This is a genomic window from Dactylosporangium sp. NPDC051541 (assembly GCF_044454505.1).
Lineage (GTDB): Bacteria > Actinomycetota > Actinomycetes > Mycobacteriales > Micromonosporaceae > Dactylosporangium.
Window position 1 is genome coordinate 172,819 of the sequence record NZ_JBITDU010000014.1, and the last position, 25,806, is coordinate 198,624.

26 protein-coding genes are annotated in these 25,806 nt (G+C 72.8%); 10 read left to right on the forward strand and 16 right to left on the reverse strand.

The annotated features are described in order from the left end of the window. Window positions 1-16: 16 nt before the first annotated feature. The 3 genes from ACIA8L_RS43700 to ACIA8L_RS43710 are packed head-to-tail and all read left to right on the forward strand — an operon-like array spanning window position 17 to window position 1,724. On the forward strand, window positions 17-706 hold the full coding sequence (locus ACIA8L_RS43700) for a hypothetical protein (RefSeq protein WP_395914169.1): 690 nt from the start codon (window positions 17-19) through the stop codon (window positions 704-706). Continuing rightward, window positions 703-1,137: a phage holin family protein gene (locus ACIA8L_RS43705; protein ID WP_395914171.1), complete on the forward strand. Its 435-nt coding sequence runs from the start codon at window positions 703-705 to the stop codon at window positions 1,135-1,137. Before ACIA8L_RS43700 ends, ACIA8L_RS43705 begins: the two co-directional genes overlap by 4 nt. Next, a complete protein-coding gene (locus ACIA8L_RS43710; protein ID WP_395914173.1) occupies window positions 1,095-1,724 on the forward strand; it encodes a DUF3618 domain-containing protein in 630 nt (209 codons plus the stop codon). The genes ACIA8L_RS43705 and ACIA8L_RS43710 overlap by 43 nt, the downstream gene beginning before the upstream one ends. Window positions 1,725-1,808: 84 nt before the next feature. Here the strand turns inward: ACIA8L_RS43710 and ACIA8L_RS43715 are convergent, their stop codons facing one another. Then, the gene (locus ACIA8L_RS43715) at window positions 1,809-3,017 is read right to left on the reverse strand and encodes a PP2C family protein-serine/threonine phosphatase (RefSeq protein WP_395914174.1); all 1,209 of its coding nucleotides are present in this window, start codon (window positions 3,015-3,017) and stop codon (window positions 1,809-1,811) included. Between the two features lie 63 nt (window positions 3,018-3,080). On the opposite strand from ACIA8L_RS43715, the gene ACIA8L_RS43720 reads away from it, so the two are divergent. Both ACIA8L_RS43720 and ACIA8L_RS43725 read left to right on the forward strand, forming a co-directional pair. Then, a complete protein-coding gene (locus ACIA8L_RS43720) occupies window positions 3,081-3,461 on the forward strand; it encodes an STAS domain-containing protein (protein WP_395914176.1) in 381 nt (126 codons plus the stop codon). 83 nt (window positions 3,462-3,544) lie between these two features. Then, on the forward strand, window positions 3,545-3,727 hold the full coding sequence (locus tag ACIA8L_RS43725; protein WP_395914177.1) for a hypothetical protein: 183 nt from the start codon (window positions 3,545-3,547) through the stop codon (window positions 3,725-3,727). Here the strand turns inward: ACIA8L_RS43725 and ACIA8L_RS43730 are convergent. Further along, window positions 3,724-4,914 carry a M20 family metallopeptidase gene (locus ACIA8L_RS43730; protein ID WP_395914179.1) on the reverse strand — a complete coding sequence of 397 codons (1,191 nt, stop codon included), beginning with the start codon at window positions 4,912-4,914 and terminating at the stop codon, window positions 3,724-3,726. The genes ACIA8L_RS43725 and ACIA8L_RS43730 overlap by 4 nt on opposite strands. A gap of 42 nt (window positions 4,915-4,956) precedes the next feature. On the opposite strand from ACIA8L_RS43730, the gene ACIA8L_RS43735 reads away from it, so the two are divergent. Together ACIA8L_RS43735 and ACIA8L_RS43740 are read left to right on the forward strand one after the other, a co-directional pair. Next, entirely contained in the window at window positions 4,957-5,532 is a 576-nt protein-coding gene (locus ACIA8L_RS43735) for a hypothetical protein (RefSeq protein ID WP_395914181.1), read from the forward strand. After that, a complete protein-coding gene (locus ACIA8L_RS43740; protein ID WP_395914183.1) occupies window positions 5,451-6,401 on the forward strand; it encodes an aminotransferase class I/II-fold pyridoxal phosphate-dependent enzyme in 951 nt (316 codons plus the stop codon). The genes ACIA8L_RS43735 and ACIA8L_RS43740 overlap by 82 nt, the downstream gene beginning before the upstream one ends. A 127-nt stretch (window positions 6,402-6,528) precedes the next feature. On the opposite strand, the gene ACIA8L_RS43745 is transcribed toward ACIA8L_RS43740, so the two are convergent. The 6 genes from ACIA8L_RS43745 to ACIA8L_RS43770 all read right to left on the reverse strand — a co-directional run bounded on the left by ACIA8L_RS43745 (window position 6,529) and on the right by ACIA8L_RS43770 (window position 15,441). Next, window positions 6,529-7,566: a YihY/virulence factor BrkB family protein gene (locus ACIA8L_RS43745; protein WP_395914185.1), complete on the reverse strand. Its 1,038-nt coding sequence runs from the start codon at window positions 7,564-7,566 to the stop codon at window positions 6,529-6,531. 72 nt (window positions 7,567-7,638) lie between these two features. Next, entirely contained in the window at window positions 7,639-8,901 is a 1,263-nt protein-coding gene (locus tag ACIA8L_RS43750; RefSeq protein WP_395914186.1) for an SGNH/GDSL hydrolase family protein, read from the reverse strand. A 66-nt stretch (window positions 8,902-8,967) separates the two neighbouring features. Beyond that, window positions 8,968-10,176: a PP2C family protein-serine/threonine phosphatase gene (locus tag ACIA8L_RS43755; RefSeq protein ID WP_395914188.1), complete on the reverse strand. Its 1,209-nt coding sequence runs from the start codon at window positions 10,174-10,176 to the stop codon at window positions 8,968-8,970. Further along, on the reverse strand, window positions 10,173-10,475 hold the full coding sequence (locus ACIA8L_RS43760) for an STAS domain-containing protein (RefSeq protein ID WP_395914190.1): 303 nt from the start codon (window positions 10,473-10,475) through the stop codon (window positions 10,173-10,175). The genes ACIA8L_RS43755 and ACIA8L_RS43760 overlap by 4 nt, the downstream gene beginning before the upstream one ends. Then, window positions 10,472-14,569 carry a SpoIIE family protein phosphatase gene (locus tag ACIA8L_RS43765; RefSeq protein ID WP_395914192.1) on the reverse strand — a complete coding sequence of 1,366 codons (4,098 nt, stop codon included), beginning with the start codon at window positions 14,567-14,569 and terminating at the stop codon, window positions 10,472-10,474. The genes ACIA8L_RS43760 and ACIA8L_RS43765 overlap by 4 nt, the downstream gene beginning before the upstream one ends. A 35-nt stretch (window positions 14,570-14,604) precedes the next feature. Beyond that, on the reverse strand, window positions 14,605-15,441 hold the full coding sequence (locus ACIA8L_RS43770; RefSeq protein WP_395914194.1) for an alpha/beta fold hydrolase: 837 nt from the start codon (window positions 15,439-15,441) through the stop codon (window positions 14,605-14,607). Between the two features lie 182 nt (window positions 15,442-15,623). Here ACIA8L_RS43770 and ACIA8L_RS43775 point away from each other — a divergent pair, with 182 nt between their 5' ends. Beyond that, window positions 15,624-16,313 (forward strand): TetR/AcrR family transcriptional regulator, encoded by a 690-nt coding sequence (locus ACIA8L_RS43775; RefSeq protein ID WP_395914196.1) that lies wholly within the window; start codon window positions 15,624-15,626, stop codon window positions 16,311-16,313. Window positions 16,314-16,674: 361 nt separating this feature from the next. Here the strand turns inward: ACIA8L_RS43775 and ACIA8L_RS43780 are convergent, their stop codons facing one another. Continuing rightward, complete coding sequence (locus tag ACIA8L_RS43780) at window positions 16,675-17,652, reverse strand: SDR family NAD(P)-dependent oxidoreductase (RefSeq protein WP_395914198.1); 978 nt, start codon at window positions 17,650-17,652, stop codon at window positions 16,675-16,677. 86 nt (window positions 17,653-17,738) lie between these two features. Between ACIA8L_RS43780 and ACIA8L_RS43785 the strand changes: the two genes are divergently transcribed. Next, window positions 17,739-18,740 (forward strand): radical SAM protein, encoded by a 1,002-nt coding sequence (locus ACIA8L_RS43785; RefSeq protein WP_395914200.1) that lies wholly within the window; start codon window positions 17,739-17,741, stop codon window positions 18,738-18,740. 14 nt (window positions 18,741-18,754) lie between these two features. Here ACIA8L_RS43785 and ACIA8L_RS43790 read toward each other — a convergent pair whose 3' ends face one another. The 4 genes from ACIA8L_RS43790 to ACIA8L_RS43805 all read right to left on the reverse strand — a co-directional run bounded on the left by ACIA8L_RS43790 (window position 18,755) and on the right by ACIA8L_RS43805 (window position 21,554). Then, on the reverse strand, window positions 18,755-19,330 hold the full coding sequence (locus ACIA8L_RS43790; protein ID WP_395914202.1) for an AAA family ATPase: 576 nt from the start codon (window positions 19,328-19,330) through the stop codon (window positions 18,755-18,757). Continuing rightward, window positions 19,311-19,457: a hypothetical protein gene (locus ACIA8L_RS43795; protein WP_395914204.1), complete on the reverse strand. Its 147-nt coding sequence runs from the start codon at window positions 19,455-19,457 to the stop codon at window positions 19,311-19,313. The genes ACIA8L_RS43790 and ACIA8L_RS43795 overlap by 20 nt, the downstream gene beginning before the upstream one ends. Window positions 19,458-19,662: 205 nt before the next feature. Continuing rightward, window positions 19,663-20,274, reverse strand: coding sequence for an NAD(P)H:quinone oxidoreductase (gene wrbA, locus ACIA8L_RS43800; RefSeq protein ID WP_395914206.1), 612 nt, complete (start codon window positions 20,272-20,274; stop codon window positions 19,663-19,665). A gap of 128 nt (window positions 20,275-20,402) precedes the next feature. Then, window positions 20,403-21,554 (reverse strand): RNA-guided endonuclease InsQ/TnpB family protein, encoded by a 1,152-nt coding sequence (locus tag ACIA8L_RS43805; RefSeq protein WP_395914208.1) that lies wholly within the window; start codon window positions 21,552-21,554, stop codon window positions 20,403-20,405. 266 nt (window positions 21,555-21,820) lie between these two features. Between ACIA8L_RS43805 and ACIA8L_RS43810 the strand changes: the two genes are divergently transcribed. Further along, window positions 21,821-22,429, forward strand: coding sequence for a TetR/AcrR family transcriptional regulator (locus ACIA8L_RS43810; RefSeq protein WP_395914210.1), 609 nt, complete (start codon window positions 21,821-21,823; stop codon window positions 22,427-22,429). A gap of 84 nt (window positions 22,430-22,513) precedes the next feature. Here ACIA8L_RS43810 and ACIA8L_RS43815 read toward each other — a convergent pair whose 3' ends face one another. The 3 genes from ACIA8L_RS43815 to ACIA8L_RS43825 all read right to left on the reverse strand — a co-directional run bounded on the left by ACIA8L_RS43815 (window position 22,514) and on the right by ACIA8L_RS43825 (window position 25,789). Then, the gene (locus ACIA8L_RS43815) at window positions 22,514-23,182 is read right to left on the reverse strand and encodes a hypothetical protein (RefSeq protein WP_395914212.1); all 669 of its coding nucleotides are present in this window, start codon (window positions 23,180-23,182) and stop codon (window positions 22,514-22,516) included. 49 nt (window positions 23,183-23,231) lie between these two features. Further along, a complete protein-coding gene (locus tag ACIA8L_RS43820; protein ID WP_395914214.1) occupies window positions 23,232-24,002 on the reverse strand; it encodes an ATP-binding protein in 771 nt (256 codons plus the stop codon). A gap of 374 nt (window positions 24,003-24,376) precedes the next feature. Continuing rightward, complete coding sequence (locus ACIA8L_RS43825; protein WP_395914216.1) at window positions 24,377-25,789, reverse strand: helix-turn-helix domain-containing protein; 1,413 nt, start codon at window positions 25,787-25,789, stop codon at window positions 24,377-24,379. Window positions 25,790-25,806: the final 17 nt, after the last annotated feature.

Genomic DNA, 25,806 nt, shown 5'->3' on the forward strand with positions numbered 1-25,806 from the left:
AAGCCATGGAGGAAAGATGGCAGAGGTCGAATACGAGAGCCGGTCCGACGGCGGCGGCGCCCGCGAGAAGGCGTCCGCGGCGCTCGGCACCGCCGGTTCGGCGGTGCGCGACACGGCGGGCACGGCCAAGGACCAGGCCGCGAACGTCGCCGGCGAGGCGAAGGCACAGGCCCGCAACCTGGCCCACGACGTCCGCGACCGCGTCGGCACCGAGGCCCGCAACCAGAACGACCGCCTCGCCGACGGCGTCCGGCGCTTCGCCGACGAGCTCGACGAGATGGTCAGCGAGCGCGGCGACTCCCCGGCCAGCAAGGTCGTGACGCAGGTGTCGCAGGGCGGCCGCCGGATCGCCGACTACCTGGCCGAGAACGGCCCGGAGGGCGTTCTCGCCGGTGTGCAGGACTTCGCGCGCCGCAAGCCGGGCACGTTCCTGCTCGCCGCCGCGGCCGCCGGGTTCGTGGTCGGGCGGCTCGGCAAGGGCGTCTTCAGCGCCCGCGACGACGAGCCCGACCGGGCGGCGGTCCGCCCGTCCGGCCCCACCGGTGACACGCAGCGGCTGACCCCGCCGCCGGCGACGGTCGCACCGGTGGCGCCGGTGCCCGTGACCCCGTACCCGGAGACGCCGTACGTCGAGACGCCGTACACGCAGCCCGCCGTCGTCACCACGACGACGGGGTACCCCGGCCCGGCGGGCCCGCGGCCATGACCGCGCCGCAGTACGACCGGAGCCCGGTGCCCGAGGAGCCCGGCTCGATCGGCGAGATCATCAGTGATATCAGCGAGGGCCTGTCCCGGCTGTTCCGCCAGGAGGTGGAGCTGGCCAAGGTCGAGATCCGGGCCGAGGCGGGCAAGGCCGGCAAGGCGGCCGGCATGTTCGGCGGCGCCGGCGTCGCCGGCCTGCTCACGGCGATCATGTTGAGCTTCGCGCTGACGTACGCCCTCGGCAATGTGATGGATCTGGGCTGGGCCGCGCTCATCGTCGGCGTGCTGTGGGGCATCGCCGCCGCCGCGCTGTTCGCGACCGCCCGCAACCGGGCGAAGGACATCTCCCCGATGCCCAAGCAGACCGTCGAGACACTGAAGGAGGACGCCCGGTGGCTGAAGAACCCGACCACATCCGAGACGACATCGAGGTGACCCGGGCGCAGTTGGCGCACGACGTCGACCGGCTCACCGAACGGACCAGCCCGAAGCGGATCGCGCGGCGGGGCTGGCACAACACGAAGGCGAGGGTGCGCGGCATGAGCGACCGCGTGATGGGTTCCGCTTCCGACGCCGGCAGCACCGTGCAGGACAAGGCGTCCGGCGCGGCGGACACCGTCCGCGACAAGGCGTCGAGCGCGGCCGACTCCGTGCGGGAGACCGCCGGCGACGTCGCGGAGAAGGTCCAGCAGGCCCCGGCCGCCGTGCGGCGGCAGGCGCAGGGCAACCCGATCGCGGTGGGCCTCATCGCCTTCGGCGCCGGGCTGCTCACCGCGTCGCTGCTGCCGGCGAGCGAGCTGGAGAAGCGGGCCGGGCGGCAGGTCCGCGACCACGCCGGCGAGCTGGCCGACGCGGTCCGCGAGCCGCTCACCGAGGCGGCCCAGGACCTCGGCGACCGGGCCAAGCACGCGGCCGCCGAGGTCGGCGACACCGCCCGGGACGCGGCCCAGACGACGGCCCAGGCGGCCAAGGGCACGGCCCGCGACGCCACCGCGGACGTCAAGCAGACCGTCACGTCGTAGCGGATCACGAACTCGCGGGAGACATCGGGGCTGCCCCGTCGGTGTCTCCCGCGTCCGCGTGCCCGCCCCCGCGGGCCGGGCGCGCTATGCCGTCGGGATCATCGCCTCGACCGCGTCGTGGGACCACTCGACCAGCATGAGCGTCGCGTCGTCGGACGGCGGGCCGTCATAGCGGGCCAGGGCCGCGTGGCACAGCCGGCGCAGGGCCTCCGGCGCGGGCAGCTCTCCGGCCGTGCGCTCGAACAGCTCGGCCAGCCGGTCGGCCCCGAACAGCTCGCCGTGCTCGCGGGTCTCGGTGACGCCGTCGGTGTACAGCAGCAGCCGATCCCCGCGCTCCAGCATCTCCTCGCCGACCTCGGCCCGCGCGTCGTCCAGGCCCAGCGGCAGCCGGCGCCCGCCGTCCAGGCTGCGCACCACCTTGCCGTGGCGCAGCAGCAGCGGGCGCGGGTGGCCGGCGTTGACGTAACGCAGCCGCCCGGTCGCGACGTCGAGCTCCCCGATCACCGCCGTGGTGAAGCGCAGCTCCGGCAGGTAGCGCTCCAGCGCCAGGTCCGCGGACCGGGCCAGCGCGACCAGGTCGTCACCGGCCCGCCGGGCGGCCCGTATCGCCGACATCACCGTCGCCGTGCCGAGCCCGGCGCGCAGCTCGTGCCCGGCGGTGTCGTAGATCGCGAAGAACAGCGACGACTCGGCGGAGGCGTAGTCGAAACCGTCGCCGCCGACCTCGTAGCAGGGCTCCAGGATGGCCGAGACGACCATCCGGCGCGACACGAACGTCAGCGGCGGCAGCAGCCGGAACACCAGCTCCGACGCCTCCGACATGCGCCGGGTCCGCTTGACCCTGACCAGCGCGTCCCCGTAGGGAATCTTGGTCGCCACCATGTGGCCGACGAGCTGGGCGAACAGGTCGCAGCCGGCTTGGAAACCCTGGTCGGGCGGGGGTGCGCCACCGCCGGTCGTCAGCCGCAGCACGCCGAGCCGCTCGGTGCCGTCCAGCAGCGGCAGCCACACCTCGGGCCCGTCGAGCACCAGCTGCACCGTCATGAACACCCGCCCCGCCACGGTGGTGTCCACCGGGAGGGGCTCGGGCGTCGCCACCTCCGGCCGCGGCACCGGCCAGAGGGTCCGCTGCTCCTGGTCGACCAGGTAGATCGTGGCGGCCAGTCCGAGCGGCGCGGCGGCCGCGCTCACCTCGGTGGCCAGCTCGTCGGGCTGGGCCAGCCGGGTCCGCTGGAGCAGGTCGGCGACCGCCGCCCGCCAGGGCCAGGGCTCGCGCTGATCGGTGGACGACACCACCCCACCCTCTCGCACAACCGCGCGGGCCGCTCGCCGACCGCGCCGGATAAACTCATCAACGTGCGATCTTCCTTCATCGGCGACGGGGGCAACGGCGACAACGCGGCGGACATGGTCGCGGTGCAGATGCTCGACGGCGACCCGCTCATCGTCCGCGTGACCGGCCGGCTACTGTTCGACACATTGACGCCGCTGGCCGACGCGCTGGCCGCCGTCGACCCCAAAGTTCATCCCCGGGTGATCCTCGACCTCGGGCACGTCCCGCTGGCCGACTCGAGCGCCATGAGCCTGCTGGTGCGCACCCGTGCGGCCCTGGCCGGCACCGGTGGCTGGCTGCGCCTGGCCGCCGTCCAGCCCATGGTCAAGAGCGTCCTGCAGATCACCAACCTGACGTGGATCCTTCCGGTGTACCGCACCGCCGAGGCGGCCGCGGCCGACTGAGCGGACCGGCCGCTCGCGGCGCTGTGTATGCCGCCGCGGGCGCGGGTATGACGAGAGTCGATACCCACGCCTGGAGGTCCATCATGACGACACCACAGGGGCAGCCGCTGCCGCCCGTCGTGCCCGTTGCGCTCACCGACGACCTGGCCGACGACCCGGACCGGGGCGACGGCATCGAGCGCGACGCCGAGGACGGCACCCCGGTCGGCCAGTCCGACCAGCGGGCCGACGTCGAGCGGGCCGGCGGCGACCCCGACGAGGTTTAAGAACCCGGCGACGCGAGGCGCCGCGCTGCCAGCTCGGCCAGCAGCGTGGCGCCGTCGAAGAGCACGCTGTCGTCGAACCGGGCCCGCGGCGAGTGGTTGTTGGGCAGCCCCCGGTGCTCGTCGGCGACGGCCGCGCCCAGGAAGCAGTAGGCGCCCGGCACCCGCTCCAGCACGCGGGAGAAGTCCTCCGAGCCGGGGTCCGGATGCTCCATGTCCTGAAATCGTTCGGAGCCGAACAGGTCGCGGGCCGTCTCGGCGATGAAGGCCGACTCGTGGGGGTCGTTGACCGTCACCGGGTACTCCGGGATGAACCGCACCTCGGCCCGCAGCCCGTGCGCCGCCGCGATACCCTCGCACAGCCGCACCGACTCGGCCGCGATCCGCTCACCGGCCGCGGCGCTGAACGTGCGGACCGTGGCCTCGAAGACCGCCTCGTCCGGGATGATGTTGCGCAGGGTCCCGGCGTGGAACGCGCCGACGGTGACGACGACCGGCTCGAACGGGCTGTAGCGGCGGCCCACCATCGTCTGCAGCGCCGTCACCATCTCGCACGCGGCCGGGATCGGGTCGGCCGCGTCGTGCGGCGCCGAGCCGTGCCCGCCGGAGCCGACGACCCGCACGAACAGGCCGGCCGAGGCCGACATCAGCGGGCCGGGCCGGGCCGCGAAGACGCCGCGGGGAAAGTCGGTGGCCAGGACGTGCAGGCCGTAGGCGGCGTCGACGGGCCGTCCGGCCGCGTGCAGTACCCCCTCTTCGATCATCAGACCGGCGCCGTTGTGGCCCTCCTCCCCCGGCTGGAACATGAACACGACATCGCCGGCGAGCTCCTCGCGCCGGGCCGCCAGCAGGTGCGCGGCCCCGACCAGGCCCGCGGTGTGCAGGTCGTGGCCGCAGGCGTGCATGGCGCCGGGGACCTCGGACGCGTAGGGCAGGTCGGTGCGCTCGGTGACCGGCAGTGCGTCCATGTCGCCGCGCAGCAGCACGACCGGGCCCGGGCGGGCACCGCGCAGCACCGCGGTCACGGACGACAGCGCCCGGCCGGTGGCGACCTCGAGCGGGAGCCCGTCCAGCGCGGCCAGGACCCGGGCCTGCGTGCGCGGCAGGTCAAGGCCGATCTCGGGCTCCCGGTGCAGCTGCCGGCGCAGGTCGATGAGCCGTTCACGAAGTGGCATGAGGATCGTTTCCATCGGCCCGAAGGGTGGTAGAGCACTCCCGTGGGACAGTACCGAATGGATCAGCGTCAGGCACCGCTGCTCGACGCGCTGGAGGAGTACCACCGGCTGGGTCGCTACGGATACACACCGCCGGGGCACCGCCAAGGTCGCGGCGCCGACCCGCGGGCCCGGGCCGCCCTCGGCGCGGACACCTACCGCGCGGACGTGCTGGCCTCGGCCGGGCTGGACGACCGGTCGTCCTCGAACAAGTACCTGTCGACCGCCGAGCGGCTGATGGCCGACGCGGTCGGGGCGCAGACGGCGTTCTTCGCCACCGCCGGCAGTTCCCTGTCGGTGAAGGCGGCCATGCTCGCCGTCGCCGGCGGCCAGGGCCAGCTGCTACTCAGCCGCGACTCGCACAAGTCGATCGTGGCCGGGCTGGTTTTCGCCAGCATCGAGCCGCGGTGGATTCCGGTGCGCTACGACGAGGACCTGCACCTCGCCCACCCGCCATCGCCGGAGGCCCTCGAGGCGGCCTGGGACCGGCACCCGACGCCGCCGGGGCGCTCGTGGTCAGCCCGACGCCCTACGGCACCTGCGCCGACCTGGAGGCCCTGGCCGAGGTCTGCCACCGCCGCGGCAAGCCGCTGATCGTCGACGAGGCCTGGGGCGCGCACCTGCCCCTGCCGACCTGGGCGATGGACGCCGGGGCCGACGTCTGCGTGGTCAGCGTGCACAAGATGGGCTCCGGCTTCGAGCAGGGCTCGGTCTTCCACACCCAGGGCGACCTCGTCGACCCCGCCCACCTGTCGGCCTGCGCCGACCTGCTGATGACCACCAGCCCCAACGTCATCGTCTACGCCGGCATCGACGGCTGGCGCCGCCAGATGGTCGAGCACGGGCACCGGCTGCTGTCCGACGCCCTCGCCCTGACCGCCGACGTCCGCCGGCGCCTCGGCGCCATCGACGGCCTGCGGGTCCTGCACGACGAGCTCGTGGCCGAGGAGGCCAGCCACGACCTCGACCCGATGCACGTGCTCATGGACCTCGCCGAGCTCGGCATCAGCGGCTACCAGGCGGCCGACTGGCTGCGCGAGCACTGCCTGATCGACGTGGGCCTGTCCGACCACCGCCGGGTCGAGGCGACGATGTCGATGGCCGACGACGAGGCCAGCGCCGACCGCCTCGTCGACGCGATGACCCGGCTGGTCGCGGCCGCGCCGGGCCTGCACCGGCCGAAGCCGGTCCGGCTGCCGTCGCCGCAGCAGTTCGAGCCGGAGCCGGTGATCCTGCCGCGGGACGCGTTCTTCGGCCCGGCCGAGCAGGTCCCGGCGGCGAAGGTCGTCGGCCGGGTCAGCGCGGAGCAGCTGACCCCGTATCCGCCGGGCATCCCGGCGGTCGTCCCCGGTGAGCGGATCAGCGCCGAGATCGTCGACTACCTGCGCTCCGGCCTCGCCGCCGGCATGGTCGTGCCGGACGCGACCGACGCGAAGCTCGACACGTTCCGCGTGGTCGCCTGAGGATCTCGGGCACCCCGGCGGAGCGGCCTGCGCCGCCACTGTCAGGACCCCGGCGGAGCGGCCTGCGCCGCCACCGTCGGGCACCCCGGCGGCCGGCCCGAGCTGCGGGCCGGCCGGGAGGCGGGAATCAGGCCGAGCGCGGCTGCTTCTTCAGGTTCTTGAGCTTGCGGGTGTCGCGCAGGTCGACGTAGGGCTCGTCGGTCTCGGAGTGCCCGGCCTGGATGGCCCGGCTGCGCTGCAGCTCCGCGTCGAACTCGGCGCCCAGCAGGATCGCGATGTTGGAGATCCAGAGCCAGATCAGGAAGATGATGATCGCGGCCAGGCTGCCGTACGTCTTGTTGTAGGAGCCGAAGTTGGCCACGTAGAAGCCGAACCCGGCGCTGGCGATCAGCCAGATGACGACGGCGAGGATGCTGCCCGGGCTGACCCACCGGAAGCCGCCGTGCTTGGCGTTCGGCGAGGCCCAGTACAGGATCGCGAACAGCAGCACGACGAGGGCCACGAGCACCGGCCACTTCGCGATGTTCCAGGCCGTCACGGCCGCGCCCCCGGCGCCGACCCAGCGCCCGGCCGACTCGGCCACCGGCCCGGTGAACACCACCAGGAGCGCCGCGGCCGTCAGCAGCACGCCGGTGACGATCGTGATGCCGACCCGGATCGGCAGCGTCTTCCACACCGGCCGCCCCTCCGGCACGTCGTAGATGGCGTTCGAGGCCTGCATGAAGGCGCCGATGTAGCCCGACGCCGACCACAGCGCGCCGACGATGCTGACGACGGCGAGCAGCCCGGCCGTGGACTGCTGCCCCTCCTGCAGGTTCTTGGCCGCGTCGCCGAGGATGGCCCCGGCCGAGCCCGGCGCCACGTCGCCGATGTTGTCGATCACGCGCTGCACGGTGTCCTGGCCGAACAGCCGCAGGACGGTGACGAGCAGCAGAATCCCGGGGAAGATGGACAGCACGCCGTAGTAGGTCAGCGCGGCCGCCCACACCGTGATGCTGTCGTCGCCGAACTCCTTCACGGTGCGCTTGAGCACCTGCCAGTACGACTGCTTCGGCAGCGCGCTGAGCTCGTCCGGCCCCTGCTCGGCGGTCGGCTTGTTCGGCGGGCTCTCGGGCTCGTCGGCGGCCGTGCGCCCCACTTCCCGCGGCTCTTTATCGTCGGCCATGGCGAAACTCCTCACTGTTCAGGTACTGCCATAGCCCTGTTCCCACAGTGAGGTCGGCCAATCGTCTTCCCGTCAGGCGACCGGACGAGTGACGTCGATGTCGTCGAGGTAGCCGCGGAACAGGCCGGTGTTCGCGGGCTGGTCGTAGCCGATGCGGATCTGGTCGACCGTGCCGCCGGCCAGGGGTGTCAGGTTGACCGTGACCCGGTTCCACTGGCCGGTGAGCAGGCGCCCGCCCTGGCCCTGGTACTGCGGGTGGGCCCGGACGCCGTACTGGTCGACGGCGCCGGAGTCGCGCAGGCTGCGGCCGTCGGTGAGGAACAGGTCGAGGGCCACGTACGTGCCGTTCGCCTGCTGCGGGTAGATCCAGTAGGTGAGCGTGGTGCCGGCGGTGATCGCGAGATGGACGTTGTAGAGCCGGTTGTACGAGTACGAGCCGGACGCGCTCAGGTCGTTGCCCGAGTACAGCAGCGCGTAGGTGCCGCCGTGGGCCAGTTCGGCGCGGCGGCCGGACTCCATCTTCGTCAGGCCGCAGCAGTAGCCGCCGACGTTGCTCGAGCCCTGCACGGTGTCGGTCCACGTGAGCTGCTGTACCGTCGCGCCGAAGTCGGTCCGGAACAGCGGCCACGGGCGGCCGGCGCCCAGCACCGGCTGCAGCGCCGAATACCAGGCGTTGGCGAGCTTCGAGTAGCCGTCGTCGGTCGGGTGGATGCCGTCGGCGCCGATGTCGGCCGGGGCCAGGTTGGCGTAGAAGTCGACGAGCCGGACCCGCTGCCCGGCCGCGGCCTTCGCCTGCACGATGCCCGGCACCTTGGCGTTGAACGCGGTGACCCGGGCGTTGACGGCCGCGTCGCGGTTGGGCACGAGCGTCGACACCATGACGGTCGCGGCCGGTGCGGCCCGCAGGATCTGGTCGATCAGGGCGCTGAGCCGCGCGGGCGCGTTGGCCACGTCGTAGTTCTGGATCATGTCGTTGGTGCCGGCGTTGAGCAGCACCACGTCGGGCGGTGTCACGCCTGCCGCCGCGATCCAGGCGTCGGCGCCGGCCGCGACCTGGTCGATGCGGTAGCCGGGGTGGCCCTCGTTGTCCCGGTCGGGGCCGTTGCCGGACTGCTGGGAGCCGACGAAGTCGACCGGGATCCCGGCGTCGTCGGCGAGGTGCCGGCGCAGCTCCTCGCGGTAGCCGTTGCCGTCGGTGGAGGCGGTGCCCCACGTGATCGACGCGCCGAGCGGCAAAATCCGCACCGGCGTGGCCGCGGCGGCCTCGGTAACGGCGCTCGGCCCGGCGACGAGACCGGTCAGGACCACAGCACCCGCGAGCAGCCATCGACGCATGTCGAAAGCAAAGACGACGCGCCACGATCTGTCAAGCATTGACAGAACATAGCCGCGGACGGCAGCCTAGGCCGTGCGGCGCACCGCGAGCAGCGCGATGTCGTCGCCGGCGGCGCCGTCCTGCAGCATGGTCGCCATCACCGTCGTGCACACCTCGTCCGGGCCGGCCGGGGCGACCGCGGCCACGAGGCGGTCGAGGCCCTCGTTGATCGGGTGGGCGCGGCGCTCGACGAGGCCGTCGGTGTAGAACAGCAGCGTCCCGCCCGGCGGCAGCGCCAGGCCGGTGTTGTGCCGGGGCAGGGCCATATCGGTGCCGAGCGGCAGGTTGGGCCGGATCGGGAGCAGTTCGGCGGGGATACCGGGAGCGGCGAACACGGGCGGCGGATGGCCCGCGGCCGACATCGTGATCGTCTCCAGGGTGGGGTCGATGACGGCGTAGATCGCGGTGGCCATGGCTCCCGGCTCAAACCGGTGGATCTTGCGGTCGAGGCGGGTCAGGACGTCCGCGGGGTCGTCGGTCTCCAGGGCGTACGCCCGCAGCGCCGACCGGATGCGGCCCATGACCACGGCGGCCCGCAGGCCGTTGCCGGCGACGTCGCCGACCGCGACGCCGATGCTGCCGGTCGGCAGGTCGAACACGTCGTACCAGTCGCCGCCGACGCCGACGTCGGCGCCGGGCACGTAGCGCACGGCCAGCTCGAGGCCGGCGATGTCGGGCGGGCGGGTCGGCAACAGGCTGCGCTGCAGGGCGTAGGCGGCGGCCCGGTCGAGGCTGTGCAGCCGGGCCTGGGTGGCCGGGGCGATGCGGTCGGCGGCCAGCTGCAGCAGCTCGATATCACCGGCGGTGAAGCGGCGGTAGGTACGGGCACCGACGTACAGCACCCCGATGAGCTGCCCGCCGGTGATCATCGGCACGCCGAGCATCGCGGCGATGTGCTCGTCGATGAGGACCGGGCTGACGACCGTCGTCTGGTCGATCCGCTCGATCGCCAGGGGCTGGGCCCGGGCCGCGACCGTGCCGGCGAAGCCGCGGCCGACGGGGACCCGGATGCCCTGCTGGACCTCGCGCTCCAGGCCACTGGCGGCGGTCGCGATCAGCTCGGTGCCGGTCGGGTCGAGCAGCATCACGGTGGCGGTGTCGGCGTGCAGCAGCTCGCGGGCGCGCACGAGCAGTTCGGCGAGGAGGTCCTCGACGCCGAGCCGGGACAGCGCCGTGTCGGTGATCTGCTGCAGGCGCCGCAGCTGGTCACCACCGGCGAGGTCGGCTGCGGTCATCCGCGGACGACCTCCACGGCCGCGAGCTGGTCCAGGCCGCTGAAGATGAGCAGCGCCTCGTTCAGCGGGCTGATCCGGATGTCGAGCCGCTCGGCGTGCGTGAACAGCGTGGCCAGCGCGGCGCTGTCGAGATAGTCGACCCGGGTCAGGTCGACCAGCAGCCGCGCGCCGGGGCTCAGGGCGTCGCGCAGCCGGGACGCGAACTCCTCGGCGTTGGTCAGGTCGATCTCGCCGACGGCGCTGAGCTGCGCGCCGCCGTCCGCGGTGCGGCCGTTGATGATCTGCAGCGGCGTGGTCATGATGTGATCCTCGTGGACATCTCGACGGTGGTCCCGGTGGCGCCGGTGCGCAGATCGACGTTTTGCATGAGGGCACGCATGAGCTTGAGGCCGTGGCCCCGGTTCGGGTCCGGCTCGTCCCGGGCCGGACGCCATTCACCGTTGTCGACGACGGTCAGGTGCAGGTCCTGGCCCATGGCCCGGGCCAGCAGCCGGACCCAGCCGGCCCCGTTGCGGTGCCCGTGCTCGATGGCGTTCGCGCACGCCTCCCCGGCCGCGACGAGCACCTGCTGGGTGAGCTGGGCACCGACGCCGGCCCGGTGCAGCCAGCCCCGCAGCGCGGCCCGGGTCGGGGCCAGCTCGCTGCTGCGGGCGTCGAAGGACAGGTCCAGCGGGGCCGGGTGCCGGTAGAGCAGCACGGCCACGTCGTCGCTGGCGCCGTCCGCGCCGACCATCTGCTCCATGATCCGGTCGGCCAGCTGCTCGACCGGCAGCGTCTGGTGGGACTGCACGGCCTCGGCGGCGTTGTCGATGCCCACGGTGATCGGGCGGCGGCGGCGTTCGACGAGGCCGTCGGTGTAGACCAGCAGGACGCCCCGGGCCGGGACGACGGTGGCCGACTCGGCCCGCTCCCCGCCCCGCGGCACCCCGATCGGCAGGCCCCGGCCGCCGTTGAGGAGGTTCCGCTCGCCGTCGGGCAGGGCCAGGATCGCCGGCGGGTGCCCGGCGCTGGCGTAGACCAGGCCGCCGTCCTCGGGGTCGAGGATGGCGCAGAACGCCGTGGTGCACGACGCGCCCGGCAGCAGCGCCGCGAACCGGTCCAGGGCCGAGAGGACCTGCGCGGGGCCGGTCGCCTGCAGCAGCAGGGCCCGGGCGGCGGAGCGCAGCTGGCCCATGATGGTGGCCGCGGCCAGGCCCCGCCCGACGCAGTCGCCGACCATGATGCCGATCCGCCCGTCGGGCAGGTCGACGGCGTCGTACCAGTCGCCGCCGACCTCGAGGGGCCGGGTGGCCGGCTGGTAGCGCACGGCGAAGCCGGCCGGCAGCGTGGCCGGGCCGAGGATCGAGCGTTGCAGCGCGACCGCGACCTCGCGCTCCCGGTCGAAGGCGTAGGCCCGGTGCAGGGCCTGGGCGATGCTGCCGCACACCAGCAGCAGCAGGGTCTGGTCCTCGGTGCCGAACCCGCGGGCCGGGTCGAGGGCCAGCCGGATCGCCACCGGGCCCAGCGGCGAGTCGAGGGTGGTGCCGGCGCCGACGGGCCGGCCGGCGGCGCCCATCTCGATGAGGATCCGCGAGTGGCCGAGCTCCAGGAGGTCGTCGGGGACGGCGGGGGCCTCGGCGTCGGTCGCGGCGTCGGCGATCGACAGGGCGCCGGCCCGGACGGTGACGCCGCTCGCGTGCCACTGCCGGCGCAGCTGGGCGGCGGCCGCCCGCAGCACCTCGGGCACCGTCCGGGCGTCGGCGAGGCGCTGGTTCATGGCGTTGAGGGCGGTCTCGCGCTGGGCCGCGGACCGTTCGGTGGTGATGTCGCGCAGGGTCCCGACGAGCATCCGGGCGCCGGCGTCGTCGTGCACCGGGTTGATGGTGACCGCCGCCCACAGCCGGTGGCCGTCGCGATGCTGCAGCGGCAGGACGATCGTCCCGTGCTGCCCGGCCAGGACCTGCCGGGCCTGCTCGGCGACCTGCTCGTCGGCGGCCGGGTCGGTGGGGTCGGGCCACCACGGGTGTGGCGTCGGATACGGCAGCTCGCTCGCCGGGTAGCCGAGGATCTCGGTGAACGCGGCGTTGATCTCGACGATCGTGCCGTCGGCGGTGGCGACGAAGAACCCCTCCTGCAGCGAGTCGATGAGCGCGGTCCGCCACCGGGCGTGGTGGTTGCGCAGCCGGGCCAGGTCGACGTTGGCCCGGACCCGGGCCAGCAGCTCCTGGGCCGCGAACGGCTTGACGAGGTAGTCGTCGGCGCCGGCCGACAGCCCCTCGACGGCGGCCTCCTGCCCGGCCCGGGCCGACAGCAGCATGACCGGGACGCCGGCCGTGCGCGGGTCGGCCCGCAGCGCCGCGACGAGCGCGAGCCCGTCGACGCCGGGCATCATGACGTCGCTGACGATCAGGTCCGGCGGCTCGGCGCGGGCGGCGGCGAGCGCGGCCGCACCGTCGGCGACGGCCGTCACCTCGTAGGCCCCGGCGAGCAGCCGGCGCAGGTAGTCGCGCATGTCGGCGTTGTCGTCGGCGACCAGGACCCGGGTTCGCGGTCCGTCCGCGGCACCCATCGGCGCGACCGGGGCCGGGCCTTCCTCGTCGGCGCCGGGCAGCCAGCGCAGCGCTTCCCGCAGAAAAGGCTCGGCCGTCTCGGTCGCCGAGTCGCTGCCGGTGGCCGGGGCGAGCTGGTCGGCCGGCAGGTGGGCGGCGCCGAACGGCAGCCGGATCGTGAACGTCGTGCCGGCACCGGGCCGGCTGGCCGCCGTGATCGTCCCCCCGTGCAGGTGGACCAGCTCCTGCACCAGCGCCAGCCCGATCCCGCTGCCCTCGTTGGAGCGCGCCCGGGCGGTGGCGATGCGGTGGAACCGTTCAAACAAACGGGGCATTTCTTCCGGGGGTACTCCGATGCCGGTGTCCGTCACCGTGACGACCGCGTCCTGGCCGTGCGCCGCGACCGCGACCCGGATCGAGCCGTCGAACGTGAACTTCAAGGCGTTGCTGAGCAGATTGAGGACGATCTTCTCCCACATGCCCCGGTCGAGGTGGACGGGCCGGTCCAGCGGCGGGCAGTCGACGTCGAGCACGAGCCCCGCGCGCTCCACCGCGGCCCGGAAGACGCTGGCCAGCTCGGCGGTGAACAGCGACAGGTCGACCGGCTCGTAGCTGGCCTGCATGCGGCCGGCCTCGATCCGGGAGAAGTCCAGCAGCGTATTGACCAGCTTGCCCAGGCGCAGCGCGTTGCGCTGGATCACCTCGACCTCGTCGTGCAGGTCACGCCGGCCGGCCGGGAGCCGGTCGCGCAGCTCCTGCACGGGCCCCATGATGAGGCTCAGCGGGGTGCGGAACTCGTGGCTGATGTTGGAGAAGAACGCCGTCTTGGCCCGGTCCAGCTCGGCCAGCTCCTCGGCCCGCCGCTGCTGGGCCTGGTAGCTGCGGGCGCTGCCGATGCCGGTGGCGACGTGCCCGGCGGTCAGCTCCAGGAACCCGCGGTAGCCAGCGTCGGAGAGCCGGTACCGGTTCAGGCCGGCCACCAGAATCCCGTAGGGCGAGCCGCCCTGCTGCAACAGCGGCAGCAGCAGCGCCTGGGCCGGCGGGTCGGGCCAGCCGCCGTCGGGCAGGTCGGTGAACGCGGGCCCGTCCAGCTCGACCAGGACCGGCGCCTGCCCCGCCCCGGCCAGGGGCCAGACCGCGGTGCTGTCCCCGGCGACGAGATAGGCCGGGGCCGCCCGGTGCCCGGTGGGCAGGCCGGTCGCGGCGGCGAGGCGGGCGTCACCGTCGGCGTCGAACAGGTAGGTCAGCGTGAACGGCAGGTCCCGCGGGTTGCGGGCGAGCTGCTCGGCCGTGAAGGCCAGCATCTCCTGCTCGGTGCGCACCACGCTCGGGTCGGAGCCGAGGTCGCGCAGCGTCGCCATCTGCCGCTCGCCGATGACCCGGTCGGTCTCCTCGCTGACGACGCAGAGCATGCCGGTCAGGGCGCCGTCGTCGTCGCGCAGCGGGCTGTAGGAGAAGGTGTGGTAGGTCTCCTCCTTGTAGCCGGAGCGCTCCAGGAACAGCAGCAGCCCCTCGTCCCAGGTCGCGGTGGCGCTGGTGAGCACGGTGTCGATGCGGGGGCCGATGTCGTCCCAGATCTCGGCCCACACCTCGCTGGCCGGGCGGCCCAGGGCCCACGGGTACTTGCGGCCCAGGGTGTCGCGCCGGTAGGCGGCGTTGCAGAAGAACGTCAGGTCCGGCCCCCACGCCATCCACATCGGGAACCGGGATGCCAGCAGGATGCTGACCGCCGTGCGCAGGCTCTGCGGCCAGCCCTCGGGGCCACCCAGCGGAGTCGCCGCCCAGTCGACCGCGGCCAAATCGCGGCCGACCTCGGCGTCCGCGGCGAAGGCGTCGAGGAGTTCAGGTTGGGGTTCCGTCGCCACGGATGTTGAGGGTACCGTCCGGTCCGCTATCCGGCTCAGTTGGCGAGGAATTCGAGGAGGGCGGCGTTGAACGCGTCCGGGTGACTGACGTTGCACCCGTGCGGCGCGCCTGGTAAAACGACGAGCTTGCTGCCGGGCAGGGCCGCGTGGGTGCGCCGCCCCGACCCCTCGTACGGCACGGTCTCGTCGCCGTCTCCGTGCAGTACCAATGCGGGCACTGTGATGTTCTTGAGGTCGTCGCGGAAATCCGTGTTGGCGAACGCGGTCATGCACTCCAGCGCCGGGATCTTGCCCGCCTGCCCGGCCAGGGCGAGGGCCTCCTGGCGCTGCTGCTCGGTCACTTGCAGCTGCCCGCCGACGGAGAAGAACTCGGTGAGGAACTCGTCGTAGAACTTGTCCTTGTTCGCGGTAAGGCTCGCGGTCATCGAGGCGGCCTTGGTCGGCGCGAGCGGCCCGTCCGGATTGTCGGGGGTCTTCATCATGTACGGCGTGACGGCCGCGGCGAACACCACGCTACGGACTCGCTCCGCACCGTAGTTGGCCAGGTACCGAGCCACTTCCCCGCCCCCCATGGAGAACCCGACAAGCGTGGCATCACGGACGTCGAGCTCCTGAAGGACGGTGCGCAGGTCTTCGGCAAGGGTGTCGTACCCGTACCCGGTGAGCGGCTTGTCGCTACGCCCGAACCCCCGCCGGTCGTAGGTGATGGCCCGATAGCCACGCTGCGACAGTGCCGGGACCTGCGCCTTCCAGGACTCCCCGGACAGCGGCCACCCATGCAACAACACAACCGCCCGCCCAGGACCACCGTGATCGTCAACGTGCAGCGCGGTGTCCTTGAGCAGCCCATGGTGCGCAGTGATCTCGGCCATGGAGCCGCCTATTCCCGCCACCAGCCTTTCGACACATCATCACCCCACCAGCGCCCGACGCCCACCCACCCCCCGCCAGGTATGGGGACGGGCTTCGTGCGGAGGTCTTCCGGGCGGTGAGGCTGGTTGGAACTTTGTTCGTCGATTCGGAACTTAGTTCGTCACACGGTAGGGTGCGATGCATGTCGCCGAGGGTTTCGACGCGGAAGCCGCCGATCACGGTTGAGCGGATCGTTGACGCCGCACTTGAGGTTGTCGCCACGACCGGGTACGACGCGTTGACGGTTCGCAGTATCGCGGCGGTGCTGGGGACGGGGCCGGCATCGTTGTACGCGCACGTCGTCAACAAAGCTGACATCGACGCGCTGATCATCGGGCGGCTCTGCGCTGAGCTGGACCTGCCGGAGCCCGACCCGGCGAGCTGGCGGGCGCAGATCCACACGGTGTGCGGCCGGATTCGAGACCAGTACCTGCGCTATCCCGGCATCTCCCGCGCGGCCCTGGCCCTCGCCCCGGGCAACCTCGACACGTTACGAGTGAGCGAGGGCATGCTGGCCATCCTCCTCGCCGGCGGCGTCGCCCCGCAGACCGCCGCCTGGGCCATCGACGCACTGTCGCTGTACGTCGCCGGCTACGCCCTGGAGCGCTCGATGGTCGTCCAGCGCCGCGCGAGCACCGATGACGAGTGGGTCGCCAGCCGCGAGGACCTCGTGCGTACCCTGACCGACCTGCCCGCGGACGAGTTCCCGCAGGTCCGCCGGTACGCCACCGAACTCACCGCAGGCACCGGCCACGAGCGCTTCGACTTCGCCCTCAACCTGATGCTCGACAACCTGGCCGTCGGCATCCCGCAGAAACGCCGCCGCCCATAGAGCCGGGTCAAGCCCAGCACAGCCCAACACGGACCCGGCACAGTTCGACGCGGACCCGGCCACCTCACAAACCCGACGCAGCCCGACGCAGCACGGCCCAGCCACCGCGCCGACGCGGCCCGACGTCACCATCGCGCGGACGCGGCGCAGCCCGGCCCGGCGCGACGCGACGCGGCCCGGCGCGACCCGGCCCGGCGCGACCCGGCCCGGCGCGACCCGGCCCGGCCCGACGCGGCCCGACGCGGCCCGACGCGGCCCGACGCGGCCCGACGCAGCGCAGCCCGGCGCAGCCCGGCCATCACACGGACGCGGCACAGCCCGGCGCGGCTCGACGCGACGCCTGCGCCGTGAAGGAGGCCGTCTACCGTCGGCGGCGGGCGGCGACGGCGGCGGTCACCGTTGCCGCTGTGAGCGCCGCTGCGGCGGAGGCCAGGATCGCGGCTGCGGCGGCGGTCTGGTGTGTCCAGCCGCCGGTGCCGTCCGGCGGTGTCGGTAGTGGTTCGAAGACGTTTCCGCGGTGGGGTGCGACGGGCTCGCGGGACAGGCCGCCGGCTCGCATCAGCGGGCCGACCAGCGCGTCGTAGACGCCGGGCAGGGCTACGAAACCGAAGCGGATGAACCGGTTCGTCCAGCCTACCGTGACCGTGGCGCGCGGGTGTGTGGCGCAGCGGAGGATAGCGCGGGCCACCGTGTGTGGCGAGGCGATCGGCGGTGGTGGGCGGCCGATGCGGCCGGCGAAGTTGGCCGCGTTGCGGTAGATCGGGGTGTCGACGGCGCCCGGCGCGACCAGGCACACGTGGATGTCGGGGGCGTCGCGGGTCTCCTGGCGTAGGACCCGCACCAGGCCGCGCAGGCCCCACTTGCTGGTCACGTAGCTGCTCATGTACGGCGCCGCGATCGTGCCCAGCAGCGAGCCGCCGAAGATCAGGACTCCGTGGCCCTGTGCGCGGAACCGGTGCAGCGCGGTCCGCGCTACCGCTGCGGCGCCGAGCAGGTCGGTGCGTACGACGTGCTCGAAGACGTCGGCGGGCACGTCCTCGAACCGGCCGTACGCCATCACCGCCGCCGTGTCGACCCACACGTCGATGCCGCCGAACTCCGCCACCGCCGTGGCCGCGACCGCGACCAGGCTCTCCGGCTCGGCCAGATCCGCTGGGACGACGCGGACCGGTGCGCCCCGCGCCCGGCAGGCCATTGCGACGCGTTCCAGGCCGGCCCGCGACCGCGCGGCCAGCACCAGGCGGCACCCGGCAGCCGCGAAGGCCAGCGCGGACGCCCGGCCGATGCCGCTGGAAGCGCCGGTGACGACCACGACCCGTTGACGATCTCCATCCCCCACATCTGCTGAGTACCCCGCGCGGCGGTCGTGTCCCATCGGGATTCGGGAACCGTTTGGCGCGGAAACGGGCGGGTAGCCGGTGCGCCATGGTCGATGTCTCGGCGCCACCCCTGCCCGCCGCGATCCAGATCGAGGTGACGTCGGCGTGCAATTTGCGGTGCGCGATGTGCCTCGTGCGGTACCGGCCGCCGGTCAACAAGATCAGTGGGGCGATGTCCCTCGCGATGTTCCGGCGGGTGCTCGACGATCTGCCGGACGTGCGGGAGGTGACGCTGCAGGGGCTCGGGGAGCCGCTGCTGGCGCCCGATCTGCTCGCCATGGTCCGCCACGCCAAGCGGCGCGGCGCGCGGGTCGGGTTCAACTCCAACGCCACGCTGCTCAGCCCGGCGAAGTCCCGGGAGCTCGTCGACGCCGGGCTCGACTGGCTGCACGTGTCGCTCGACGGGGCCGGGCCGGCCGGGTACGAGGCGATCCGGGAAGGTGCGTCCTTCGAGCGGGTCGTGGCGAACCTGCGCGGACTGGTCGCGGCGCGGGCGGCCGCGGGGCGGGTCACGCCGTGGATCCGGGTCGTGTTCGTGGCGATGCGCCGCAACATCGGTGAGCTGCCCGCGCTCGTGGAGCTGCTCGGGGCGGTCGGGGTCGAGGAGCTGCGGGTGCAGAATCTGTCGCACACGTTCGCCGACACCGACCCGGCCGGCGCGTACGCGGACATCCGGGCGTTCGCCGCCGACCAGGCACTGTGGACAGGGGCCGACCGGGCCGCGGCGGACGAGGCGTTCGCGGACGCCGAAGGTGTCGCCGAGCGGGTGGGAGTACACCTGCGAACTCCAAGAACGGAGGCGACCGAGGGGCGGACTGGGCGGTGCACGTGGCCTTGGGACTCGGCCTATATCACCAGCGCCGGTGTCGTCCAGCCGTGCTGCATGGTGATGGGCGACGACCGGGTCAGCCTCGGCCGCCTCGACGAGCGGCCGTTCGCCGAGATCTGGGCCGGGCCGGAGTATCGCGAGTTTCGCCACCGCCTCGCCGGCCCCGGCGAACCACCCGAAGTCTGCCGTGGCTGCGCCCTCTACCAGGGCACGTTTTAGAGCGCTACGCGAGGTCAGGGAAGGCCCCCAGTACCCGTCGAAAGTACCCCGAAACGGATGGCCTCGAGGCGGGTGGCACCGGCCCGATCGATGACGGTGACCGTGGCCGCCTCCGGGTGCGGCTGCCGCACGACCTGCTGCCAGTTGCGGCAGTGGGTGGCGAACGCCTTGGACCGGACCCGCCGGTTGCGCGCCGCCTGCCCCGCGAGCGCCTCGGCCGGGCTGACGTCGAGCAGCAGCAGGTGCACCGGGCGGCGCGCGGTCCGGAAGATCAGGCGCCGGGCCCAGGGCCGGGTGGCGCACTCGTGCACCACGATCGGCCCGGGGCCACGCAACGCGCGGATCAGTCGCACGTAATGGGTCAGGTGCACGACCGGGCGCCAATACTGGTAGGGCACCTGCTGGAAGTACCGCCGCCAAAAGCTTCTGGTTTGATCGGAGTCCAGGACGAGCACGTCCCCGCCGCTCGGGAAGAGGCGGCGCAGCAGTGTGGTTTTGCCGGCCCCGGGGATGCCGGCGACGACCAGCACGGCGTCGCGTTCGTAGTGCAGGCCGGTGACCGGCCGCCGCTCAGCCGCGACGACGGACACGGGACACGACCTGCATGAGGCGGCGGCGGTTCTGCGGCTTGGCCAGCTCCCGCTGCGCCCGCGAGATGAGTTGCTGGCCTCGGGGGGTGCGCAGGAAGCGGCGGATACGGTCGGCGAGCGTAGGCATCGGAGGTCCTTCCCGCCACCGGCGGGTCCGGAGCCCACGAGCCTCCGACCCGTCAGCGGCGACGTTGTGTTCACCTGCTGGGTCGAAGGTCTCGCCCACCTCACGTCAGCCGTGAGGCCCGGTCACCGGGAGCCGCGAGGGCTCCGAACTGACGACGACCGGCGGAGGACTACTCCCCTTCGTAGTAGATGGTACCCGGTGGGCGCTAGGCCACCAAGGCGCGGTCGAGCAGGCGGGCGGCGACGGTGGCGAGACGCTTGCCCTGGTACCGCGCGGCCGTCAGCGTCGCCGCGGTGGGCGCGCCGTCGGCACCCGGGTGGGCGATGCCGTACGGGTTGCCGCGGGCGGCGTGGATCGACGGGTCGGTGTAGCCGGGCGGGATGATGAACGCGCCCCAGTGGTAGAAGGTGTTGTACAGCGCGAGCAGCGTGGACTCGTTGCCGCCGTGCACGTTGCCGGCGCTGGTGAACGCGGTCGCCGCCTTGTCCTGCAGGTGCCCGGCCGCCCAGATCCCGCCGCTGGTGTCGATGAACTGCTTGAGCTGGGCGGCGACGTTGCCGTAGCGGGTCGGCGAGCCGAGCGCGTAGGCGTCGGCCCACACCAGGTCGTCGAGGGTGGCGACCTCGACGTGCGGCGTGGCGTCGACGTGCGCCCGCCAAGCCGGGTTGGCGTCGATCGCCGTGTCCGGCGCCAGCTCCGGGACCCGCCGCAGCCGCACCTCGGCCCCGGCCGCGCCCGCCCCTTCGGCCACCGCCGCGGCGAGGGCGTGCACGTTCCCCGTGGCCGAGTAGTAGATGACAGCGACTTTCGCACCCATGACAGACCCCCAGAAGTGGAACCGATTCCGCTTACATCCTGAAGCGTAAGTGGAATGACTTCCAGTTACAACCCATGCGACGATCGTCACTTAACGCTTCCCCGCAGATCAACCAGGGGACTTCTGGCTCAGGCTGCATACGACCCACTCCCGGAGGAGGTGGCCGCATGTCTTACGCCGTCAGCACCAACACGGTCGCGCTCTACCGTGGCGAGGATGACCCTCGCGGCGTTCTCGTCGCGTCCCGCGGTATGACCGCAGGTCGAGCAAACGAAGGTCCTGACCCCCAGCCCGAGTCTTTGCTTGGCTCTCGTCAAACACCCGGAACAGGTCATCGTCGTGTAGGCGGGCGGCACCAGCACCACCCTCCGGCCCGCCCGCACGCCACGCTCGATCAGCTCGCGCTTCGCCGCGCCGATTGCAGCATCGGCGGCCTTCCGCGCCATCGTCGACTTCGCCAGAAACCTTGGCTTGAAGTCCTCGACGGCGATCACGGCATGGTTGTCGACCACACGTTTCGCCCATTGGCGGACGGCGTGCCGGTTCTGCCTGGCCGCCTTCTTGTACAGCTTCGCGGCCTGCCGCTTCGCGCGCACATAGCCCTTCGAACTGGCGTGGCCTCGCGGTGGGCGTCGCCGGGCCATCTTGCGCTGCGCTCTCGCCAGTTCAGCGGCGCAGCGCCGACGGTAGCCGTGATGGGGCAGATCGTAGGCCGGGTCAGTCGTGGTGGCCGTGGTCGCGACGCCCCAGTCGACGCCGATCGACCCGGCCGCCTCAGGTGCGCCCCGAGCCTCACGGCGAACCACGAACGACGCATACCAGTGCCCGAGCGAGTCCTGGAAGACGCGAACGCTCGACGGTGCGGACGGCAGATCCCTGGACCAGACAACCGGGATGGTGATGCCACCCGCGACCCGCAGACGTCCATCCCTGAGCGTGAATCCGCGCACCGTGTAGTCGAGCGTCGGCAGCGTCCTCGCACGCTTCTTCACGGCGGGACGTCGACGGCCTTTGACCTTGAAGGAATGAGTCAGGGCGAGCCCGTAGGTTCGCAACACCTGCTGCTGGGCAACCTGCGATCCATCGCGCAGCCACGCATTGCGGGCGCGCGCCTCGGTGAGCAGCTTGCACAGCTTCGCAAACGTCGGTTTCCGGCCGGACCGCTGCTGGTGGACGGCCTCATTCCACAGCCAACGACACCGGCCCCATTCGGCTGTCAGTGCGGCAACCGCCGTCGCACCCGGGCGCAGCCGGTAGTTGTACCGCACGACCTCCTCCACACAGGACACTATGCAGCACAGCGTCATACAATGCCGGGACGGATGGGGTCAGGTCGAATAACAATGTCGTCTATCGCTGCCACTCTCACGTGGTCAGGTGTCCGGAGTACCGTCGTCCAGTTTTCAGAAGCGCCGTCGACTCGTCACACCTGCTGCGCCAAGGATTCCCGCAGTTCAAATGCCGCAACGCCAAATACGCTCCCATACCTCTCTACGACTGAAGCCGAGGGCTTCTCGGGTGCTCTGGGCTTCTCGGGTGCTCTCAGGTGACCCGCCGCAAGCCTCTGCCGTTGCCGCTGCTCGACCAGCCCCCGGCCGAGCGCGCCGACGCCGCCCGCAACCGGCAGCGCCTGGTCGACGCCGCCCTGCGCATCGTGGCGGCCAAGGGTGTGGCCGGCCTGGCTCTGGACGAGGTCGCAAAAGAAGCAAGAGTCGGCGTGGGTACTGCCTATCGCCGCTTCGGTGACCTGAGCGGCCTGGCCTACACGCTGCTGGAGGAGGCCGAGGTCCGGTTCCAGGAGGCGTTCCTGGCCGGCCCCCCGCCCCTCGGCCCCGGCGCCGAACCGGCCCCCCGGGTCCGCGCGTTCCTGCACGCGCTGCTGGACCTGCAGGAGGAGCAGTGGGACCTGCGCCTGCTCGCGTCGGTCAAAACCGCGCACGGCTACGCGAACGGCCCGTACGGCGCCTACCACCTGCACCTGACGAACCTGCTGACCGCGACCCACCGCGACCTCGACCCCCGCTACACCGCGAGCGCCCTCCTCGCGCTGCTGCAGCCGGCCCTGCTCGACCACCAGCACCGGGCCCTCGGCCTGAGCATGCCGCAGATCCGGGCCGGCCTGGACACCCTCGTCGACGGGGTGCTCGGCCCCTGAAGTCGCTGGCTCGCGCCCCACCTCGAACCGCGGCTCCGGCTGGAGCTCCTCCTTTGGCGGCGGGGTGCTCGGCCCCTGATGGTGCTAGCTTGCGCCCGCCTCGAAGCGCGGCTCCGGCTGGAGTTCCTCCTCGGCGGCGGGCTGGGCCAGCAGCGGCAGGAGGAGCGGCTCCGAGGCGGCGCCGTCGCGCTCGACCATCTGCGTGAGCCGCTCGACCTCCGGCAGCAGCCGGACCGCGAGGTACAGTTCGCTCGCTCCGGCGACGGCGGCGGCGATGATGAGCCCGGTCACCGGCGCGGCGGCGAGCGCGATCGCGGCGACCACCCCACCCGCGGCCCGGACCCGCAGGCATCGGCGGGGCAGGCTCGGGAACTGCTGGGCGGCCGCGGCGTCACCGGCGGCGGCGATGCCGAACGCGAGGCCGCCGATGGCGATGCTGACCGACGGGTCGGCCTCGGGCATGCGGAGCAGCACGATACCGGCGAGGGCGAGGAGGGCGGGGCCGGCTTGCAGCGCGATCGGTCCGCCGTAGCGGGCCCGCAGCACCTGGCCGCCGCCCGCGCGGCCGCAGGCGGTGCTCAGCAGCCAGGCGCCGAGGCCGACCGCGCCGACCGCCCGCACCGACTCCGGCCAGCTCACCGCGATCGCCGACACGAGCACGCCGAGCAGGCCGAAGCTGGTCACGGCCCACCAGCCGAGGATGCCGTGCAGCGGGCGCGCGTGGCGGCCCAGGGCTTGCAGCTCGTCGTGCATGGGCCAATTGATACCCATGGCCCCGGCTTTGTGAACATATAGGCACCCGTCAGTGGACGATTTCATCCGCCGGTGGCTTGCCCGGGGCCAGCCAGATGGCCGCCCACACGATTTTGCCGCCGTCGTTGCGCAGAAAGCCCCACATGGTGGCGTCGCGGTCCACGATCCGCAGGCCGGCGCCGTGCTCGTCGACCTGCTTGCCCGGCGGAAGCTTCACCGGCGGCCGTGTGTCGTGGTCGCGTACCCCGATGTGCAGGTAGCTGCCGCGCCGGCTGACCGTCAGGTGCAGGTCGGTCCCGGCGTGCCGGACGGCGTTGTGTACGAGCTCGAACACGATCCGGCACGCGGCCGTGGCGACGTCCGGCACCTCCCAGCGCACACACGCCTCGTGGACGAGCAGCCGGGCCTGGCTCGGCGCCCAGTCATCAGGCCCGAGCGCGAGCACGAACCGGTCCGGGGCCGGCGGGCCGTGCCGGGCGGCTTCCCACGCGGCGGCGCGGTCGCTGTAGAGGCGCAGTACCCGGTGCCAGAACGGGTTGGCCAGCCGGGCCCGCAGCTGCCCGCGGGCCGGGACAACGTACATGAGGAACACACCGTGGTCGCGAAACGAACGCTCCTGCGACGCCTGGAACAGGGGCGCCGCCGAGCCCGTCGGGTCGTCGAAATCGGTCAGATCAACGACGACGGCGCGCGGGCACGCCACCAGGGACTTGCCGATGGACGACCGCAGCCGGTGCTTGTGCTCCGTCGACAGCACACCGGCGACCGTGATCCAGATGATCTCGTCCTCGATACGATGCTGAACCGTTACGGTCATCATGGACGAACCATAAAACGAATCCCGGAAACTAAAATCCGTCCCGAGAACGAACAACCATCGCTCAGACGGGCGATCCGCCACGCACGTCGGCGGACGGCTTCCGGGGGATCGACAGCAGCGACCACACCGGCGACAATCGGCCCGAATCGGCAACTGCCCGGCAGAGGCCCGCGAACGGCCGCCGACCGGACCGGATCACCTTCGGCCGCGAGGTCCAGCTGCCGCTACGCGCCCCAGGAGCCAGCGCCGGGCACCTCGCCGCGCCCGTCTTTGGTGCGGGCCGAGACGGCCGGACCGCGCCGACGACATCGGCTCGCCTGGTGGCGGGCCGAGCCCACGATCAGCGCCGGCACCCCGCCGTGGACCGTGGCGGATCACCCAGACGTCGCCTTCGTCCTGTCCCGGACCGATGCCGCAGAGGGCCGGAAGGTCGCCGAGCCCGCCGTAACGGATGGGATCGACATCGCCGCACCCGGAAGCATGAACGCCTTACCCGCGGCGACCTGTTCACGCCGATCGACGTCCTCGGCATCAGCACCGCCCCCAACCTCGCGGCTGACCAGCACTACCGGATCGGCACCGCGATCGCCGCGGCCGCCGGGGCCAGCGTGGTCGCCGCGGCCAGCGCGGTCGCCGCGGCCCGCCTGGTCGCCACGGCCCGCCTGGTCGCCACGGCCCGCCTGGTCGCCACGGCCCGCCTGGTCGCCACGGCCCGCCTGGTCGCCACGGCCCGCGTGGTCGCCACGGCCAGCGCGGTCGACACGATCGCCACGGCCAGCGCGGTCGCCGCGATCGCCACGGCCCGCGCGGTCGACACGATCGCCACGGCCCGCGCGGTCGACACGATCGCCGCGGCCCGCGCGGTCGCCGCGGCCCGCATGGTCGACACGATCGCCGCGGCCCGCATGGTCGACACGATCGCCGTGGCCGCCGTCCAGGGGTTGATGGCCGACCGCCTCGAACGCGCCCGCCGGGTCCTGCCGGCCGTCTGGCACTGGCCAGCCCACAGTCGTGAAGATTACGAGCCGCTGGTCTTCGGAGGGGGTCAGCAGCGTCTCGGACTCGAACTCGAGGGGGCCGAACTCAGGGTGCCGGATGCGCAGCCGGCTCCGCCGTCGCACCGCGACCTCGTGCCGGTCCCACAGCTCCGCGAACTCCCGGCTGCCCGCACGTAGCCGCTCGACCAGGGCGGCCGCGGCCGCGTCGGTGCCGCGCCGGGTCACCGCGGCCCGCAGGTCGGCCACGTGCAGCCGGCTCAGATAGTCGTGCTCCTCCGCGGCGAACGCCGAGCGCAGCCGCGGGTCGTGGAACCAGCGCCACACGATGTTGTGGTCCAGCTCGTGGTCGTGCGGGCCCGGCGAGCACACGTCACCGAACAGCAGATCGGCCAGGTCGTTCTGGGCGAGCAGGTCGCCGAGATCGCTGATCACCTGCGCCGGCACACCGGTCAGTTCGTGCAGGACCGTCAGCAGGGCCGGACGGACGCGCGGGCCCGCGAGCCGACCGGCGGGCGGTCGGTGCCCGGCCAGCAGGTACAGATGGTCGCGCTCGTCGTCGTCGAGGCGCAACGCCCGGGCCAGGGCGCGCAGGAGCTGCGTGGACGGCTGCGGGCTGCGGGCCTGCTCCAGGCGCATCAGGTAGTCGGCGGACATCCCGGCCAGCAGCGCCACCTCCTCGCGGCGCAGGCCCGGTGTGCGGCGGCGCGGCCCGCCCGGCAGCCCGGCGTCCTCCGGCCGCAGAGCCTGGCGGCGCCCGCGGATGAACTCGGCCAAGCCCTGTCGATCCATGCTCCCATCCTGACGCC

Excerpts from the sequence above, each read along its gene's own strand:
- ACIA8L_RS43700 (WP_395914169.1), top strand. The coding sequence starts at position 17 with ATGGCAGAGGTCGAATACGAGAGCCGGTCCGACGGCGGCGGCGCCCGC.
- ACIA8L_RS43705 (WP_395914171.1), top strand. The coding sequence starts at position 703 with ATGACCGCGCCGCAGTACGACCGGAGCCCGGTGCCCGAGGAGCCCGGC.
- ACIA8L_RS43725 (WP_395914177.1), top strand. The coding sequence starts at position 3,545 with ATGACGACACCACAGGGGCAGCCGCTGCCGCCCGTCGTGCCCGTTGCG.
- ACIA8L_RS43730 (WP_395914179.1), bottom strand. The coding sequence starts at position 4,914 with ATGGAAACGATCCTCATGCCACTTCGTGAACGGCTCATCGACCTGCGC.
- ACIA8L_RS43735 (WP_395914181.1), top strand. The coding sequence starts at position 4,957 with ATGGATCAGCGTCAGGCACCGCTGCTCGACGCGCTGGAGGAGTACCAC.
- ACIA8L_RS43745 (WP_395914185.1), bottom strand. The coding sequence starts at position 7,566 with ATGGCCGACGATAAAGAGCCGCGGGAAGTGGGGCGCACGGCCGCCGAC.
- ACIA8L_RS43750 (WP_395914186.1), bottom strand. The coding sequence starts at position 8,901 with ATGCGTCGATGGCTGCTCGCGGGTGCTGTGGTCCTGACCGGTCTCGTC.
- ACIA8L_RS43755 (WP_395914188.1), bottom strand. The coding sequence starts at position 10,176 with ATGACCGCAGCCGACCTCGCCGGTGGTGACCAGCTGCGGCGCCTGCAG.
- ACIA8L_RS43760 (WP_395914190.1), bottom strand. The coding sequence starts at position 10,475 with ATGACCACGCCGCTGCAGATCATCAACGGCCGCACCGCGGACGGCGGC.
- ACIA8L_RS43770 (WP_395914194.1), bottom strand. The coding sequence starts at position 15,441 with ATGGCCGAGATCACTGCGCACCATGGGCTGCTCAAGGACACCGCGCTG.
- ACIA8L_RS43775 (WP_395914196.1), top strand. The coding sequence starts at position 15,624 with ATGTCGCCGAGGGTTTCGACGCGGAAGCCGCCGATCACGGTTGAGCGG.
- ACIA8L_RS43785 (WP_395914200.1), top strand. The coding sequence starts at position 17,739 with ATGGTCGATGTCTCGGCGCCACCCCTGCCCGCCGCGATCCAGATCGAG.
- ACIA8L_RS43795 (WP_395914204.1), bottom strand. The coding sequence starts at position 19,457 with ATGCCTACGCTCGCCGACCGTATCCGCCGCTTCCTGCGCACCCCCCGA.
- wrbA (WP_395914206.1), bottom strand. The coding sequence starts at position 20,274 with ATGGGTGCGAAAGTCGCTGTCATCTACTACTCGGCCACGGGGAACGTG.
- ACIA8L_RS43815 (WP_395914212.1), bottom strand. The coding sequence starts at position 23,182 with ATGCACGACGAGCTGCAAGCCCTGGGCCGCCACGCGCGCCCGCTGCAC.
- ACIA8L_RS43820 (WP_395914214.1), bottom strand. The coding sequence starts at position 24,002 with ATGATGACCGTAACGGTTCAGCATCGTATCGAGGACGAGATCATCTGG.
- ACIA8L_RS43825 (WP_395914216.1), bottom strand. The coding sequence starts at position 25,789 with ATGGATCGACAGGGCTTGGCCGAGTTCATCCGCGGGCGCCGCCAGGCT.